The following is a 15,788-nucleotide window of genomic DNA, read 5'->3' as shown; positions in this document are numbered from 1 at the left end:
AGCTACCTCGCCGGCCTCCACCTCCGCGCCGCAATGATCTGGATCGACGACCTGCTCAAGACCGCCCAATGATCACAACATCACACAGGCCCTAGGGCGCCATCTCGTACGACCCGGCCAGGGCCTCCACCCGGGCCCAGACGCGCGCCGAGCGTTCGGCGTCGACGACCGGGCGGCGGACGGCGCCGAGCGCCCAGGTCTGCTGGTCCGCGGTGGCGGAGTCCTTGCCGTGCAGTTCGACCGCGTGCGCGGAGAAGTCCCGTACGAGGACGGCGAACAGCTCGTCCAGCACGTCCTCGTCCAGGTCCGTCAGACGCGCCTGCTCCAGGATCAGCTGGCCGTGGACGACCAGGGCGAACAGCTGGCCGACGGCCAGGAGGAGGTCGAGGTCGCGGCTCTGCTCCTCGTCGGGGGCGGCGGTCGTGACGAACGCGCACAGGGCGTCGGCCTGCTCGCGGAAGCGGGAGACGTTGGGGAGCGCGGCGTACGCGTCGAAGGCGGGGCGCCAGTCGTGGAAGCGTACGGAGCCCAGGCCCCGGGCCGGGCCCTGGCGGAAGAGGAAGGCGTCGTCGGCCGCGTCGAGGCGGGTCGGGACGGGTGCGTACGGGGCCGGGTCCAGCAGGTGGTTGCGCATGAACTTGAGGATCAGGGCCAGGTTGACGTGGACCGTGCCCTCCAGCTTCGGCAGGCCGCGGATCTCGACGGCGGCCTGGGCGAAGTAGGTGTCCTTCTCGAAGCCCTTGGCCGCGATGACGTCCCACATGAGGTCGATGACCTTCTCGCCCTCCGTGGTCACCTTCATCTTGGTCATCGGGTTGAACAGGAGGTACCGGCGGTCGTCGGGGCCGGCGGAGCGGAAGTAGTCGACGGCGCGGTCGCTGAACAGCTTCATCCCGACGAGGCGGACGTAGGCGTCGGCCAGCTCGCGGCGCACGTGCGGGAAGGCGGTGACGGGGCGGCCGTAGAGGACGCGGTTCTGCGCGTGGGTGACGGCCTCGTACATCGCGTGCTCGCAGATGCCGATCGACGCCGTGCAGAGGTTGAACTTGCCGACGTTGACGGTGTTGAGGGCGGCGTCGAAGGCGGCGCGGCCGGTGTGCAGGACGTCGTCCGCGCCGACCGGGTAGTCCTCCAGGCGGAACTCGCTGACGTACTTGGAGGAGTCGACGACGTTCTGCACCAGCCGGTACGCCGGGTGGCGGCTGTCGGCGGCGAAGAAGACGTACCCGTCGGGGCCCTCGACGTCGGTGCGGCGGCCGAAGACGGAGACGAGCCCGGCGGCGTTGCCGTTGCCGATGTAGTACTTGGAGCCGGTGGCCCGGAAGCCGCCGTCGGCGGCGGGTTCCAGCAGCATGTCGGTGGAGTAGATGTCGGCGCCGTGGGTCTTCTCGGACAGGCCGAAGGCGAAGACCTCGCCCTCCGAGAGGAGTTCTGCGGCGCGGCCGCGGGCGGCGGCGTTGTCGCTCTGCCAGACCGGGCCGAGGCCGAGGATGGTGACCTGCCAGGCGTACCAGTAGTCCAGGCCGTAGAAGCCGAAGATCTCGTTGAGGGCGGCGATCCGCGCGGTGTCCCAGCGCTTGTCCGACTCGTCCGGGCCCGCGGCCGCGGCCGGGGTCAGGAAGGTCGCGAAGAGGCCCTCCTTCGCGGAGAAGGCCAGGAAGTCCGCCAGCCAGGCGCGGGTGCGGTAGTCCTCGATGAGCCTGCGCTTGCCGCGGTCCTCGAACCAGTCCACCGTGGCGCGCAGCAGCCGCCGGGTCTCGGGGTCGAAGTGGGCGGGGTCGTAGGTGCGCGGGTTGAAGAGCAGCGGGTCGGTCATGGGGGTTCGCCTTTCGGATCGGGGACCGGGAGGTGAGGGCTGAGGGGAGGGTTCGGCTCAGCGTGCGGGGTCCGGCTCAGCCTGCGGCGAGCCGGCGGAGCGTGGTGAGGACGTCCTGGAGCCAGGCGAGCGTCATCCGCTCGTAGGCGATGCCGCCACGGAGCACGACGTGCTGGAGCTCCCGGCCGGCGTCGGCCTCAGGGGCGTCCGGGCCGGTGAAGTCGCGCAGCTCGCCCGCGAGGTAGTGCGTGAGCCGGTCGGCGTGTGCCCGGTGGTGGCGCTCGACCTCGGGGATCAGCGCGGCCGGGTCGTCGAAGGCCGCGCCGCGGATCTTCACGGCGAGTTCGTGACGGACGCTGTCGGGCCGGATGGGCTCGTGCAGCCAGGCCGCGAGGGCGGCCCGGCCGGCGTCGGCGACGGAGTACTCCTTCTTGTCCGGCCGCGCCTCCTGCGGCACTTCGCGGACGTCGATCCAGCCGTCGCCCTCCATCCGCTTGAGCACGCGGTAGATCTGCTGGTGGGTGGCCGTCCAGAAGTAGCCGATGGACAGGTCGAACCGCCGGGCCAGCTCGTAGCCGGAGCCCGGCTTCTCCAGCAGGGAGACGAGGATCGCGTGCTCAATCGCCATGCCCCGATCCTTCTATGCAACTCGTTGCACAGACAAGCGCCACCGGTCCGGTGAGACACGGCTCACGCGGACGCGGCGGCGGGCGCGGTCCGCCGGGACGGCGGGGCGGGGTGCGGGGCGGCGGGCGAGGGATGCGGCGGGGGCGACGGGTCGCGGGGCCTACTCGGGCGCCGCGGCTGCGGTGGCGGCGCAGTCCGGGTGGCCCCAGCGCTTGCCGGTGTTGGCGATCGGGTCACCGGCCGCGTACGTCGTGCCGCAGGGGCAGGTCCCCGGGAACTTGGCCTTGATGGTGCGCTGTCCGCGGCCCGCCGACGCGGCGCCGGACGTCTTGCGCGGCGCGGCACCCGACGTGCCGCGGGTGGCAGCGCCGCGGGAGGGCGCGCTGCGGGAGGGCGCGCTGCGGGCCGGGGCGGGCTGCGGCATGTCGGCATCGCCCAGGGCGGTGCCGGCGGCCTGCTGGGAGACGGCCGCGTCGCTCGCGGCCTGGTCGGCGATCGCGTTGAGGTGGTCCCCGTCCTCACGGTGCGCCGGGACGTACCGGAACGTCACGTCGCGCTCCGCGAGCAGCAGGTCGATGCCCTCGACGAGCTCGCGGTTGGCGACGGGCCCGCCGGAGGACGTCTTCCACCCGTTGCGCTTCCAGGCCGGGAGCCACTGGGTCACAGCCTTCATGGCGTACTGGGAGTCCATCCGCACCTCCACGGAGGTGCCCGGGTCGAGGGCCTCCAAGAGGCGCTGGAGGGCGGTCAGTTCCCCGACGTTGTTCGTGGCCCGCCCGAGGGGTCCGGCCTCCCAGCGCTCCGGTCGGCCCGCTGCGTCGGCGATGACCCAGCCCCATGCGGCGGGCCCCGGGTTTCCCTTGGCCGCTCCGTCACAGGCGGCGATGATGCGTTCAGACATCCCCCGATCATGCCCCATGCGCGCTCCGTTCGGACGCCGTGCGCAGGGGCCCGGACGGCGTCCGGGCCGGGGTGGTTGCCGCTGCTTCCCTCCGGTCGGTACGCCCAGCCGTACGTCGGCGCCGTCGCCCGGGCACGGGGCCGATCGAGATCACGGCCGTCCTGGCCCAGCTCCGTACTGAGGGTGTCGCCGCCGCCCCACCGAGGCGGTGTCGAGGTCAGGGCCTGCGCCCCCGGCCGACGTCACCGCTCACAGCGGTCCCCGCTTGCGCAGGGGGTCCAACCGGTAGTCGGGGCAGTCCCGGTTCTGGCATGCGCCGGGCCCCCGTACGGGAACGAAGACCCCGAGTGTCTTGTGCCGGTGGGCTGTGGCCGGCACGGGCTGCTTGCAGGCCGGACACACGTACGTGTCGACCTCACGCGTCATTTTGACCATATTTTTACGATATGCCTGTACTGGCGGTTCGGGAAGTGCTGGACCCTCATCCCCTCCCGATGGCGGGCGGGCGGGGCCCGCGGGGGCGTCCCCGCGTTCGTCAGCCAGGTCCGGGGCGCCTGCCGGGGCCGGCTTTCGGAGGCTGAGCACCACAGAAGCCGTCAGGACGGTGACGATGACCGCGAGGCTGACCGGCGAGGGGATTTCGGGAATCCCGGGGCTGATCATCTTGTGGGATGCCTGGAGGATGAGCTTGACCCCGATGAAGGCGAGGATGATCGCCAGCCCCTTGTTCAGGTAGTGGAAGCGGTCCAGGAGCCCTGCGAGCATGAAGTAGAGGGCCCGCAGGCCGAGGATGGCGAAGGCGTTGCTGGTGTAGACGATGAAGGCGTCGTCGCTCACCGCGAGGACCGCGGGCACGCTGTCCACGGCGAAGATCAGGTCGGCGGCCTCGATGGCGGCGATCACCGCGAGCAGCGGGGTCGCCATCAGCTTGCCGGCCTCCTTGACGAAGAACTTCGTGCCCGCGTACTCGTCCCGGACCGGGATGATCTTGCGGAGCAGTCGGACGGTGAAGCTCTTGCCCGGGTCGAAGCTGTCGCCGTCGTCCTTGAGGAGCTTGTAGGTGCTGTAGAAGAGGATGGCGGCGAAGACGAACAGCACGGCGGTGAAGCGGCTGACGACGGCCACGCCGAGGGAGAGGAAGATGCCGCGGAAGACGAGGGCGCCCATGACGCCGAAGAACAGCACGCGGTGCTGGTAGGCGCGGGGGACCTTGAAGTAGGCGAAGATCACGGCGAAGACGAACAGGTTGTCGACCGACAGGCTCTTCTCCAGCAGCCATGCGGTGGTGTACTCCGTTCCCGCCGTGGTGCCGAGGACGAGAAAGACGACGGCGCCGAACACCAGGGCGAGGCTCACCCACACGGCGCTCCAGGCGGCGGCCTCCTTGAAGCCGATGACGTGCGCGGTGCGGTGGGCCAGCAGGTCCACCGCCAGCGACACCACCACCGTCGCGGCGAACGCCCCCCACAACCAGAGCGGGACCTCAAGCACGCCGAACACCCTCGCCATGGCCCGCGCGAAATGCGCCGGCCCCTATACCGCAGTGTGCGGCACCACGCTCCCCCGGGCACTCGGAGCAGCGCCTGGGCACTCAGAGCAGCGCCTGGGCAAACGCCGTCGGCCGCCCGGCCCGCACGGCCGGCGCGGGCGCGTCGATCGGTGAAGCCGTCTCTCGGAGTGCCGCAGGGCGCCGCGCGCCTTCCGGGTCTCGGCCCCGCCGAGGGTGAGGCTCCGGGGCCGTACGTGCTCGCGCGCATCGCCGTCCGGATCGGCACCGCCGACGTGACGTGGCTGCTCCGCGCCGACGGGCGGTGCGGGGCGGTGCGCCCCCTGCTCCCGCGCCGGCGGCAGTACGCCTGCGGTCACATCGCGGTGGTGATGACGTCCGACGGATCGCAGGGCCGGGCCGACCTGACGGGCGGGCCCCGGACGGCCCCCGGATCTCGCTAACGGCCGCGGGGCTTGCCCCGCTTGGCGCCGCCCTTGGCGCCCTTGGAGCCACCCGCGCCCGCGGAGCCGCCGCGCGGGTTCTTGCCGGGCTTCCCTGACCGGCCGGCCGCCGCCTTCCCGCCCGCGGCCTTGCCGCCCCCCGCGGACCGGCCGCCCGCGGCCTTGCGCTGGGCGCCGCCGGTCTCGGCCCGCTTGCCCTTCGGCTGCGGCGGCGTCGGCGGCCGGCCGCGCGTGCTGTTGACGGTCCGCCCCCGGACGATCCCGATGAACTCCTCCACCAGGTCGGTGGTCTCGTCCTGCGGCCACGACAGCGCGACCCGCGACTCGGGGACGTCCGAGACCGGCCGGTAGGTGAGGTCACGGCGGTGGTACAGGCGGGCGAGCGACTGCGGGACGACCAGGACGCCCACGCCCGCGGCCACCAGCTCGACGGCGTCCTCGGTGGTGGCGGGGCGCTCGATCGCGGGGCGGCCGGGCGGGGCCTCCCAGCCCAGGGTGTCGTCCAGGGGGTGCAGCACCAGCTCGTCGGCCAGGTCCCCCGCGGACACCTGCTCGACCGCGGCGATGACGTGGTCCTTGGGGATCACGACGACCGTGGTCTCGGTGTAGAGGGGGATGGCGCTCAGGTCCGCGCCGTCCACGGGCAGCCGCACGAAGCCCGCGTCGGCGCCACCGGCCCGCAGCACGCCGAAGGCCTCGTCGACGGTCACCGCGACCAGGGTCAGCGGGACGTCGGCCAGCCGCTCGTTCCAGATCCGGACCCACTTCGTGGGTGTCACGCCCGGGACGTAGGCGAGCCGGAACGATTGGGGTACTTCCGAGCCTGTCACCCCGCCAGATTACCCGGCGTGGTCAGAGGTAGCGCACACGCTCGATACCCTTGACACCATGACGTCGCACCAGAGCCCCCAGACGATGAAGCCCGCGACCGCGGCGAAGAAGCTGGGCGTGTACCTCGAGGCCACCCCCGCAGAGTTCCAGGAGGGTGTCGTCTCGCGCACCGAGCTGAGTGCGCTGCAGTCCGACCCGCCCCAGTGGCTGCAGGACCTGCGGCGCAACGGCCCGCACCCCCGGCCGGTGGTCGCCGCCAAGCTGGGCGTGTCCATCGCCGGACTCGCCCGCGGCGGGGTCACCGAGGCCCTCACCACCGAGCAGATCGAGGCCCTGAAGGCCGAGGGCCCGGAGTGGCTGGCGAAGGAACGCGCCACTCAGGCGGACGTCCGCAAGGAAGCGGTCCGCATCAAGGAGAAGAACGCGGAGCGCGCCGCCAAGGCCGGCGGGCAGGACGCCTGACCTTCCGCCGGGAGGACCGGGGCGCGCAGCATGCCCGGAGGGGCGGTCGGAGCTTTCACAAGCTCCGGCCGCCCCTCTCTTCCGTTTCCGGCCCCGCCGCGCTCCACGGGGCGCCGTACGGCGGGTACGCGCCCGGCCGTGCACCGACGCGCCTCCGGCGGCGCGCTCTTCGACGCCCCGGGCTTCCTCCGCGCCCTGTCCCCGCCCATCCCGGTCGGGCTGTCCCGCTGGAGGCGGCCCGGCGCCGTGCCAGGGAAGGTGCACCGGGCAGCGCCGGCGCCGGTCGCCCCCTCCCGCGGTTCGCCCCGCAATCAGTGACATGTGTCACGGCGCCCTCCGCGGGGACGGGGGGTCGCATCACCATCAGCGGCTGCCGACATTTCGCTGTTTGCACCCTTTTGGCAAGGACATGCCTCACTCCGCCGGAATCGGAATCGGAGGCTCCAGCCCCGCCCGTCCCAACCGCGCTGACCGGAGGTGGTTCTAGCAGCGTGTCAGGTGGTCCCCGACGGGGTTCCGGTACGGCCATGCACGAGCTCACGGGCGTTTCAAGCCCGGGGCCGGAGCTGCTGCGCCGCGCGGGAGTCCGGGCTTGCCAGGCCTTTGCCGGGCTTCCAAGAATGGCGGTTCCCGGCGCCCCCGCGGTCCGGCGCCGGGAGCTTCGCGATCACCGAGTGAGGTCACGTATGAAGAAGCACCGTAAGAAGACGCACCACCGCAAGACGGTCGTCGCCGTCGGAGTCCTGGCCATCGTGGGCGTGCCCACCGCGGCCATGGCCTGCTGGGACACGCAGGACACCGGGCCGATACGGGCCGCGGCCGCCCGGCAGGACAGCCGCCCCTGGCAGGGCGCTCCCCGCGACGCGCGGCCCCCGCAGGCGCCCGTGGAGGCCCCGGCGCAGGCGGGCGCTCCCGCCGCCCCCGGCACCCTCCCGGCGGCGCCGGCGGAGCCCGTGGCGCAGCCGGCCTCCCAGCCGCCCGTGGAGCCCGTCAAGCCCGAGCGGCCGGTGGCCGAACCCACCCCGCCCGCCCCGCGGCCGGTGAAGCCCTCGGCGGAGCCCTCCGCAGGCGCCGGGCCGACGAGGGCCCCCCGGCCCGCGGCGGACCCCGCGGCTCCCTCCGGCGCCCAGGCCGAGGTCCTCGCGCTCGTCAACCAGGAGCGGGCCGCCGCCGGGTGTCCGGCCCTCACCGTCAACGCGAAGCTCACGAAGGCCGCGCAGGACCACAGCGCGGACATGGCCGCGCACGGCAACATGTCCCACACCGGCTCCGACGGTTCCGACCCGGGTGCGCGCATCACCCGGGCGGGCTACCAGTGGAGGACCTACGGCGAGAACGTCGCCTACGGATACGGCAGCGCCGCGAAGGTCATGGAGGGCTGGATGAACAGCCCCGGCCACAAGCGGAACATACTCGACTGCTCCTACAAGGAGATCGGCATCGGCCTCGCCCAGCCCGGCCAGTACTGGACCCAGAACTTCGGCGCGGCGCGCTGACCCAGCGGCGGACGGCCCCCGCCTCCGGCGGCGGGCCTTCCGCCCGTTGTGGCCCGCACCCCGTCCTGCGTCAGGACCTAGTCCGCCAGGGGGAACGTCGCGCGGTCGCGCCACGCCGTGCCGTCGTAGGCCATGAGCCGGACCGACGAGACGCGGGAAGTGAGCGGCAGCAGGTCGAGCACTCCGGCCTCGATCTCCCGTGTGACCTCGTCCTCTTGCCCCTGGGCGATGGTCAGGTGGGGGATGACCTCGGTGAACCTGCCCTCGTACGGCGGGGCTTCCGGCCATCGGGCGGCGACGGCCTCGGTGAGGCGGCGCAGCGGCGCGTCCGGTTCGGGGACGAGGTAGAGCACGTCGGGGAGCCGTCCGCACCTCTCGAAACGCAGGTCGAAGGCGCGGTGTCCGCCCAACACCTCCGCGAGGGCGGCGACGACCCCCTCGTCGACACGGCTCGCGTCGAGGAAGGGGAACAGCACGGTGACGTGGGCCGGCACCCCGTCCTGCGCCGACGGGTCGACCCGTTCGCGCCACGCGCGGACGGCCGGTTCGGCCTCCGGGACCTGCACGATGAGGCCCGTCTGGCCGGCCTGAAACGTCTGGGAGCTCATCCGCCCACCTGCCGTTCGCGTCGAGTGTCACGGCGGCGGCCACCGCCGTGGCGAACAGTACCGAGCCGGAGTCGCCCCCGGGCCCGCTCCCCCGCGTCCGCTCCCCCGGTCCGCGGTGCCGGCCGGCGCCGCGGCGGCGGTGCATCTCCGGCCGGTCCGTTCGGGGCCCCCGGGCCGGCGGGCGGTCAGGGGAGCGAGAGGGCCCGGGCGGTGATCCAGAGCTCGTACCACTCCTCGTGGGTGAGGTCGGGCTCGCGCAGGGCGGCGTCACGGCAGGCCCGGATGCGGTCGGGGCGGGCGGTGCCGATGACCGGCGCGATGCCCGCGGGGTGGCGGGCGAGCCACCACAGCAGGACCGTCTCGGGGGTCGTGTCCTTCTTGCGGGCGAGCGCGGCGAGCAGCTCCGCGGTGGCGTGTTCGGCGGGCGTGCTCTGCCGGCCGGTGTACCGCCCCTGCGCCAGCGCGCCCCAGGCCTGGAGGCGGATGCCGTGGTCCCGGCAGTGCTCCAGCGTGCCGAAGGGGAAGCCGTTCGAGGCGTACGCGGGGGTGTTGAGCAGGACCCCGGCCTCGACCCAGTCGCGGCTGTGCAGGCTCATCTCCAGCTGGTTGGCGACCAGCGGTACGTCGAGCCGCGCCTGGAGGGAGGCGATCTGCGGGGCACCCATGTTGGACACCCCGAAGGCGCGTACGAGGCCCTGCGCGTGCAAGGACGTCAGCGCGGCGGCGGTCTCGTCCGGGTCCGCGAGGGGGTCGGGGCGGTGCAGCAGCAGCACGTCGATCACATCGGTGCGCAGCCGCGTCAGGCTCTCTTCCACGCGCCGGGCGATGCTCGCGCCCCGCAGGTCGTACCGGCCGGGGCCGTCCTCGCCGCCTAAGCGGATGCCGCACTTGGTCTGCAGGGTGATCCGCTCCCTCAGCCCCGGCGTCCGCGCGAGCACCTCGCCGAACACCGCCTCGGCCTTGCCGTGGCGGTAGATGTCGGCGTTCCCTTGGGTTCCAGTAGGTGTCGTGCACTGTCGTGTCACTCCGGGCGGTGAACCTGTGCCCGACAGTTCCCGAACCGGTGTCGCGGACGTCGCAGTTGTTGCTGAGATGCGGCCGTGATGGAGAACAGGCAGCTGCGGCTGCGGCCCTTTTTGGTGCGGATGCCTTCGGGGGACCGGTACTGGACGGTGCTGAACGAGGACGAGCTGGTCCCGGTCGCCGAGGTGGACGAGTTCCTGCGGCACGTGCGTTTCGGCCGGGACCAGGCCGAAACGACGACCGCGACGTACGCGGGCGCGATGAAGTTGTTCCTGACCTGGTGTGCTCACTCCGGCCGGGACTGGCGGGAGTGCGCCGGCCGGCTCGGATCGTTCATGCTCTGGCTTCGGCATGCTCGGTTGGACGGCGGCACCGTGGTCGCCGGTCCGGGATGCCGGCCGGTGCGGGGCCCGCGTCGGGTGAACACGGTCTTGGCCGCGGTACGGGAGTTCCTCAAGCACCAGGTGGCCGTGGGAAACGCCCCGACGGCGGTGCTGGGCATGCTCTACGACGTGGCTGATGATCGTGGCCTTCCTGTCGAGGTTCGGGGTGAGGCGGTCAGGCCCGGCTACTACGCCAGGGCCCGGCACCGGGCGGCGGTGCCGGACGAGCCGGTTGACCGTGCCAGCGACGAGGAGGTGCTGGCTCTGTTACGGGCCTGTCGGACAGCACGGGATCGGCTGATCGTGCTGCTCATGGCACGGGCCGGGCTACGCCGCGGGGAAGCGGCGGGGCTGCGTCGCGAGGACATCCACTTCCTCGTCGATGCCCGGCATCTGGGGTGCGCGGTGCCGGGTTCGCACCTGCACGTGGTGCGCCGGGACAACGGCTCGGGTGCGTGGGCAAAGTCGCGGCGGTCTCGGGCGGTGCCGGTGGACTTCCTGCTGGTGCAGGCGTTCGATCAGTACGCGGTCGAGCGTGCGAGGTGTGCGGAGGCAGTACTGGGCGACGTGGTGCTGGTGAACCTGGCCCGGCCACCGGTCGGTGCGCCGATGAAGCCCGGCGCAGTCAACGAGTTGCTCGTGCGGTTGTCGGAGCGGGCCGGGCTGGAACGGGTCGTCCATCCGCACGCCCTGCGGCACGCCTTCGCCACCAACGTGGTCGAGGCCGGCGGAGCCATTGACGAGGTGCAGCAGCTCCTGGGCCACGCCTCGGTGATCAGCACCCAGGTCTATCTCCACCCCTCGCCGCAGCGACTGCGGGCCGCGGTCGAGCGCGTGGGTTCGCTCATCGAGGAGGTGCGTCGGTGAACGGGGAGCTCGCGCTGGCACCGCCTGCGGACAGCGGACGGGATCCGGCGCAGGCCGAGCGGCTGTTCTCGCTGGTGCGTCCGGATTTCCTGGCGGGGCTGGGCTGGGACGAGGAACTGCGGATCGCGCGGCCGTCGCCCGATCACCCTCTGATCGGCTACCGGTCCTGCGTCGTGCGGAACTGCGTCTCGCCCGCGCACATCGCCGGCGGCGCTCCGTTGTGTCCCACCTGCCGAAAGCGGTGGCTGGCCGGCGGCGAGCCGCTGGAGGATTTCCTGGCTACTGCGGTGCGGATCTTCACGGGCACGGACGGGGCCTGCACGGTGCCCGGCTGCGCACGGGTGTGGAGGTCGTACGACACGCCCGTCTGCCTCAGTCACATGGAGCAGAAGTACCGCCTCGGCATCGGATCGATCGAGGAGTTCGTCGTCGATCCGCGTGTGAAGCCGAAGCCGGCGCTGGAGCCGTGCGGCGTGGTGGCCTGCCACCGGCAGAGCAAGGGCTACCAGGGCGGGTTCTGCTCGGGGCATCGGTGGAGCTGGAACGAAGCCCGCAGGAAGGACCCGGGCATCGATGCCGACTTGTGGCGCCGCACCACGGCCTCGGTGCGCGACGGCACCTTGATCAGCTTTCGGGGCCTGCCGGATCTGGTCGTTGCCGAAATCCTCTTCGGGACCCAGCAACGGCTGGACCGGCACGTGCGCCTGCTGCACAACGCGTTCAAGCTCCTGTGCGACACCGCCCTCGCCCAGCAGGTCAGTAGCCTGAGCCGGCTGGTGGTCGAGCGGAACACCCGCCTGGCGGGGATCTGGAAGATCATGACCTGCGACATCCGTGTGGGGCTGGCCACCCCGGAGCTGGAACAGCTCAAGGACGTCTGGGACGCGGAAGTATTCGGGCTGGGACGGGGCCGCACCATGAACTTCACCGGCCTGCACCAGGAGTGGCTGCGGCGAGCGGCCAAGGCGTGGGTCATGGACGCGATCCCCCGCCGCTACGGCCGCAACATCCCCAACTCGCTCATGAGCATGGTCGTCTGCCTGGAACGCCTCTCCGACAGCCTGAACATCAACCGCGAGGACCACGGCCATGTACCCGAGCCGCTGCGGCGCTCCGACATCGAGGTGTTCCAGCAACGCCTGGCCTACCTGGAGCGAACCGGGCAGGTCAGCGCGAACCTGCGGGTGACGATCTGCCGCTGGTGCGCCCGCTTCCTCCGGGAGATTCGCGAGATGGGCCTGACCCGGCCGGCCCAGATGCTGGCCGGGCTGCCGGACGACTTCTCCTTCCGCAAGGGCGACATCCCCAGCCCTCCCCAGGTCGAGGGCGGCGGCAGGGCTCTGCCCCGCGAGATCCTGACCAAGCTGTGCGAGCGGCTCGACTCGCTGGAGACCAGCCGCCGCAACGGCCGGCTCGGCGTTCCCGCCGGGGGCCGACACGCCAGAATCGCGGTCGAGATCCTCATCGACACCGGCCGCCGCCCGGACGAAGTGCAGAAGCTCCCCTGGGACTGCCTGGAGACCGACGAGGATGGCAAGCACGTCCTGGTCTACACGGACTTCAAGAACAACCGGCTCCGATGCCGGCTGCCGATCCCGGACACCACCGCCGCGCTGATCCGCGAACAGCGAGACCGCGTGCGCGCCCGCTTCCCGCAGACCCCAACCGGCCGGCTCGCCCTGTTCCCGAACCCGAACTTCAACCCGGACGGCACCAACCCCTACCGGTCGATGTTCCTCAGCCAGCTCCACCGCGAATGGGTGCGGACCATGCCCGCCCTGCTGACCGTCGTGGGTGAGGAGTTCGACAAGTCGCGGATCACCCTCTATTGCTACCGGCACAGCTACGCGCAGCGGCACGCCGACGCCGGAACGCCGGTGGACGTGCTGCGGGAGCTCATGGGTCACAAGACTCTGGGCACCACGCAGACCTACTACCGGGTGACGGAGAAACGCACCCGCCGAGCGGTCGACCGTCTGGTCACCCTCCAGTTCGACCGGCACGGAGGGCGGCTGTGGGACCAGGCCAAGGCGCTGCTGGACCACGAACATGCCCGGATGCGCGTTGGGCAGGTCGCCGTTCCCTTCGGGATCTGCGCCGAGCCCAGCAACGTCAAGGCCGGCGGGCACGCCTGCCCGTTCAGGTTCCGCTGCCTGGGCTGTGACCACTTCCGCACCGACCCGTCCTACCTGCCGGACCTTCGGGCCTACCTCGACACCCTGCTCCGTGACCGGGAACGCCTGGCCGCCGCCGGTGAGCTCGACGACTGGGCCCGCGCGGAGGCGACCCCCTCCGAGGAGGAGATCACCCGCCTGCGGAGCCTGATCCGCCGGGTCGAGAACAACCTGGACGCCCTCACCGCGGAGGACCGCGAGGAGATCCGCCGGGCCACCGCGATCCTGCGCAAATCCCGCACGGTCCAGCTCGGGATGCCGACCGTACGGCCCGCAGCGGGCGACATCCGGATCGGACGTGACCAGTGAATCGTCGTCCGCTACCGGCGGATCAGCTCGCGAAAGCGCGCGCCGACGACTCGGCCCGCAGACGCCGCCGCGTCCTGGCCGCCCTCGACGACCTGACCCGCGACGGCCTGACGATCACTGTCTCCGCCGTCGCACGGCTGGCCAACGTGCACCGCAGCCTGATCTACCGACACAGCGATCTCCACGCCGCTGTCCTGACGCGTGCCGCGCAGCCGCAGGAGGGCTCCACGGGCCCCATGGTCAGCTGGCGGTCGCTTCTGGCCGACCTCTCCAACCTCACCGACCGCAGCACCCGCCAGGCCCAGCACATTGTCCAACTCGAACGACGGCTGTCCCACGCGCTCGGCCAGGACGCCTGGCGCGCCACCGGGCTTGGAGCCCCCACCGACATCGACGCCCTTCAGAAGAGGATCGCCCATCTCGAACAACAGGTAGCCGATCTTGCAGCGCAGCTCGTTGAACGCGACGAGGACCTGGTGGCCGCTCGGGCAACCAACCGCGAATTGATGAACCAGCTCAACAACCGCCCTCAGCGGCATCGCTGACCTGCCTAGCCGGGGTCCTGTCCATGTGGATCAGGGGTCTGCTGGCCGTTGGCGACGCATTTCCGGCTGCCGTCGCTCTCGGCTCCGTGCACCTCCAGCTGGCACACGGCGAAGGACCCCGGATGGCAGCCGGGGTCCTTCGGGTTGCACGCGGCGAGCGTCAGTGGCTGGTGAGTTCGCCGGTGAGTTTGCCGTGGAGGTCAGCGCTTGGGTCGTTCAGGCCGATGATCTCGACGGTCTTGCCGCGTTGGGCGTACTTGGTCTCGATGGCGTCGAGCGCGGCGACCGAGGAGGCGTCCCAGATGTGGGCGGCGGACAGGTCGATGACGACCTTGTCGGGGTCGGTGGCGTAGTTGAACTGGCCGACGAGGTCGTTGGAGGAGGCGAAGAACAGCTCGCCGGTCACGGAGTACACCACCGTGCTGCCGTCGGGGTCGGTGACCGGGGTGACGTTGGCGAGGTGGGCGACGCGCTTGGCGAAGATGACCATCGCGGTGACGGAGCCGACGACGACGCCGATGGCGAGGTTGTCGGTGGCGACCACGCAGATCACGGTGATGACCATGACGGCGATCTCACCGGCCGGCATCCGCTTCAATGTCTTGGGGGCGATGGAGTGCCAGTCGAACGTCGCGAAGGACACCATGACCATGACGGCGACCAGGGCGGCCATGGGGATGTCGGAGACGACCGGGCCGAAGACGATGCACAGCACCATCAGGAACACGCCGGCCAGGAAGGTCGACAGGCGGGTGCGGGCTCTGGACACCTTCACGTTGATCATCGTCTGGCCGATCATGGCGCAGCCGCCCATGCCGCCGAAGAAGCCGGTGACGATGTTGGCGATGCCCTGTCCGACCGATTCGCGGGTCTTGGAGGAGTGGGTGTCGGTGATCTCGTCGACCAGCTTGGCCGTCATCAGGGACTCCATCAGGCCGACCAGCGCCATCGCGAAGGCGTAGGGGGCGATGGTGGTCAGGGTGTCCATCGTGAACGGCACGTCCGGCAGGCCGGGCACCGGAAGCGAGGACGGCAGGGCGCCCTTGTCGCCGACGGTCGGCACGGCGATCGCGGCGGCGACGGTGATGACGGTCAGGATGACGATGGAGACCAGCGGCGCCGGGATCACCGTGGTGACCTTCGGGAAGAACACCATCAGCGCGAGGCCGCCGATGATCAGCGGGTACACGGCCCACGGAACGTCGTGCATTTCGGGGACCTGAGCCATGAAGATCAGGATGGCGAGGGCGTTGACGAAGCCGACCATCACCGAGCGCGGCACGAACCTCATCAGCTTCGCCACCCCCAGCGCGCCGAGCGCGACCTGGATGACGCCGGCCAGGATGACCGCCGCGACCAGGTAACCGAAGCCGTGCTCCCGGTTCAGCGGGGCGATCACGAGGGCGACGGCGCCGGTGGCGGCGGAGATCATCGCCCGGCGTCCGCCGACGATTGAAATGACCACGGCCATGGTGAACGAGGCGAACAGGCCGACCGCCGGGTCGACCCCGGCGATGATCGAGAACGAGATCGCCTCCGGGATCAGCGCGAGCGCGACGACCAGGCCGGCCAGCACCTCGGTGCGCCAGACCTTCGGGTTATTCAGCCAGTCGGGGCGCAGGCCACGCAGCCGCGCGGCCGGGGACGTCAGGGAAGCAGAAGACAAGGGATCGGGTACCTGTCGTGCTCGGGCACACCCCACGGGCAGGTTGGGGCGGGCGGGAGAACGCGGAGGGGCCGGACCGGCACTCCGCGGACGGCCCGCCAGGAGCGGGCCGGAAGTGGAAGGGAGGCGG

The 15,788-nt window shown here is 71.6% G+C and carries 13 protein-coding genes and 1 pseudogene; 6 read left to right on the top strand and 8 right to left on the bottom strand.

The genetic code is table 11. The annotated features are described in order from the left end of the window. Positions 1-91: 91 nt before the first annotated feature. The 4 genes and pseudogenes from ACFWU6_RS17475 to ACFWU6_RS17460 all read right to left on the bottom strand — a co-directional run. Positions 92-1,816 carry an acyl-CoA dehydrogenase family protein gene (locus ACFWU6_RS17475; RefSeq protein ID WP_383981777.1) on the bottom strand — a complete coding sequence of 575 codons (1,725 nt, stop codon included), beginning with the start codon at positions 1,814-1,816 and terminating at the stop codon, positions 92-94. A 76-nt stretch (positions 1,817-1,892) separates the two neighbouring features. Next, a complete protein-coding gene (locus tag ACFWU6_RS17470; RefSeq protein WP_383809313.1) occupies positions 1,893-2,444 on the bottom strand; it encodes a PadR family transcriptional regulator in 552 nt (183 codons plus the stop codon). 159 nt (positions 2,445-2,603) lie between these two features. Then, positions 2,604-3,344 (bottom strand): ribonuclease H, encoded by a 741-nt coding sequence (locus ACFWU6_RS17465; RefSeq protein WP_383809315.1) that lies wholly within the window; start codon positions 3,342-3,344, stop codon positions 2,604-2,606. Positions 3,345-3,902: 558 nt separating this feature from the next. Beyond that, positions 3,903-4,835: pseudogene (locus tag ACFWU6_RS17460) on the bottom strand (TerC family protein); the annotation flags it as partial. Positions 4,836-5,003: 168 nt separating this feature from the next. Between ACFWU6_RS17460 and ACFWU6_RS17455 the strand changes: the two are divergent. Continuing rightward, positions 5,004-5,294, top strand: a complete 291-nt coding sequence (locus ACFWU6_RS17455) for a hypothetical protein (protein WP_383809318.1) — start codon at positions 5,004-5,006, stop codon at positions 5,292-5,294. Here ACFWU6_RS17455 and ACFWU6_RS17450 read toward each other — a convergent pair. Then, positions 5,291-6,124: a LysR substrate-binding domain-containing protein gene (locus ACFWU6_RS17450; RefSeq protein ID WP_383981775.1), complete on the bottom strand. Its 834-nt coding sequence runs from the start codon at positions 6,122-6,124 to the stop codon at positions 5,291-5,293. The two genes, ACFWU6_RS17455 and ACFWU6_RS17450, sit on opposite strands and share 4 nt — an antisense overlap. A 58-nt stretch (positions 6,125-6,182) precedes the next feature. Here ACFWU6_RS17450 and ACFWU6_RS17445 point away from each other — a divergent pair, with 58 nt between their 5' ends. Continuing rightward, complete coding sequence (locus ACFWU6_RS17445) at positions 6,183-6,587, top strand: DUF5997 family protein (RefSeq protein WP_383809324.1); 405 nt, start codon at positions 6,183-6,185, stop codon at positions 6,585-6,587. A 686-nt stretch (positions 6,588-7,273) separates the two neighbouring features. Continuing rightward, complete coding sequence (locus ACFWU6_RS17440; protein WP_383809327.1) at positions 7,274-8,083, top strand: CAP domain-containing protein; 810 nt, start codon at positions 7,274-7,276, stop codon at positions 8,081-8,083. Positions 8,084-8,160: 77 nt separating this feature from the next. On the opposite strand, the gene ACFWU6_RS17435 is transcribed toward ACFWU6_RS17440, so the two are convergent. Beyond that, entirely contained in the window at positions 8,161-8,691 is a 531-nt protein-coding gene (locus ACFWU6_RS17435; RefSeq protein WP_383809330.1) for a 2'-5' RNA ligase family protein, read from the bottom strand. A 185-nt stretch (positions 8,692-8,876) separates the two neighbouring features. Next, positions 8,877-9,716: an aldo/keto reductase family oxidoreductase gene (locus ACFWU6_RS17430; RefSeq protein WP_383981773.1), complete on the bottom strand. Its 840-nt coding sequence runs from the start codon at positions 9,714-9,716 to the stop codon at positions 8,877-8,879. 78 nt (positions 9,717-9,794) lie between these two features. Between ACFWU6_RS17430 and ACFWU6_RS17425 the strand changes: the two genes are divergently transcribed. From ACFWU6_RS17425 to ACFWU6_RS17415, 3 genes are read left to right on the top strand one after another with little or no spacing between them, the layout of a single operon-like run. Beyond that, positions 9,795-10,964: a tyrosine-type recombinase/integrase gene (locus ACFWU6_RS17425; RefSeq protein WP_383981771.1), complete on the top strand. Its 1,170-nt coding sequence runs from the start codon at positions 9,795-9,797 to the stop codon at positions 10,962-10,964. Further along, positions 10,961-13,447 carry a tyrosine-type recombinase/integrase gene (locus ACFWU6_RS17420; protein WP_383981769.1) on the top strand — a complete coding sequence of 829 codons (2,487 nt, stop codon included), beginning with the start codon at positions 10,961-10,963 and terminating at the stop codon, positions 13,445-13,447. The genes ACFWU6_RS17425 and ACFWU6_RS17420 overlap by 4 nt, the downstream gene beginning before the upstream one ends. After that, positions 13,444-13,992 carry a hypothetical protein gene (locus tag ACFWU6_RS17415; protein ID WP_383981767.1) on the top strand — a complete coding sequence of 183 codons (549 nt, stop codon included), beginning with the start codon at positions 13,444-13,446 and terminating at the stop codon, positions 13,990-13,992. The genes ACFWU6_RS17420 and ACFWU6_RS17415 overlap by 4 nt, the downstream gene beginning before the upstream one ends. 160 nt (positions 13,993-14,152) lie before the next feature. Here ACFWU6_RS17415 and ACFWU6_RS17410 read toward each other — a convergent pair whose 3' ends face one another. Further along, positions 14,153-15,658, bottom strand: coding sequence for a SulP family inorganic anion transporter (locus tag ACFWU6_RS17410; RefSeq protein ID WP_383805146.1), 1,506 nt, complete (start codon positions 15,656-15,658; stop codon positions 14,153-14,155). Positions 15,659-15,788 lie beyond the last annotated feature (130 nt).

This window comes from Streptomyces sp. NPDC058674 (genome assembly GCF_042716505.1).
In the GTDB taxonomy this organism is placed as follows: Bacteria; Actinomycetota; Actinomycetes; order Streptomycetales; family Streptomycetaceae; genus Streptomyces.
Note: the sequence above shows the minus strand (reverse complement) of the source record. Positions and strands in the feature narration are given on the sequence as shown.

Bases quoted from the DNA above. Each gene is read 5' to 3' on its own strand.
- ACFWU6_RS17475 (WP_383981777.1), bottom strand. From the start codon at position 1,816: ATGACCGACCCGCTGCTCTTCAACCCGCGCACCTACGACCCCGCCCAC.
- ACFWU6_RS17470 (WP_383809313.1), bottom strand. From the start codon at position 2,444: ATGGCGATTGAGCACGCGATCCTCGTCTCCCTGCTGGAGAAGCCGGGC.
- ACFWU6_RS17465 (WP_383809315.1), bottom strand. From the start codon at position 3,344: ATGTCTGAACGCATCATCGCCGCCTGTGACGGAGCGGCCAAGGGAAAC.
- ACFWU6_RS17445 (WP_383809324.1), top strand. From the start codon at position 6,183: ATGACGTCGCACCAGAGCCCCCAGACGATGAAGCCCGCGACCGCGGCG.
- ACFWU6_RS17440 (WP_383809327.1), top strand. From the start codon at position 7,274: ATGAAGAAGCACCGTAAGAAGACGCACCACCGCAAGACGGTCGTCGCC.
- ACFWU6_RS17435 (WP_383809330.1), bottom strand. From the start codon at position 8,691: ATGAGCTCCCAGACGTTTCAGGCCGGCCAGACGGGCCTCATCGTGCAG.
- ACFWU6_RS17425 (WP_383981771.1), top strand. From the start codon at position 9,795: ATGGAGAACAGGCAGCTGCGGCTGCGGCCCTTTTTGGTGCGGATGCCT.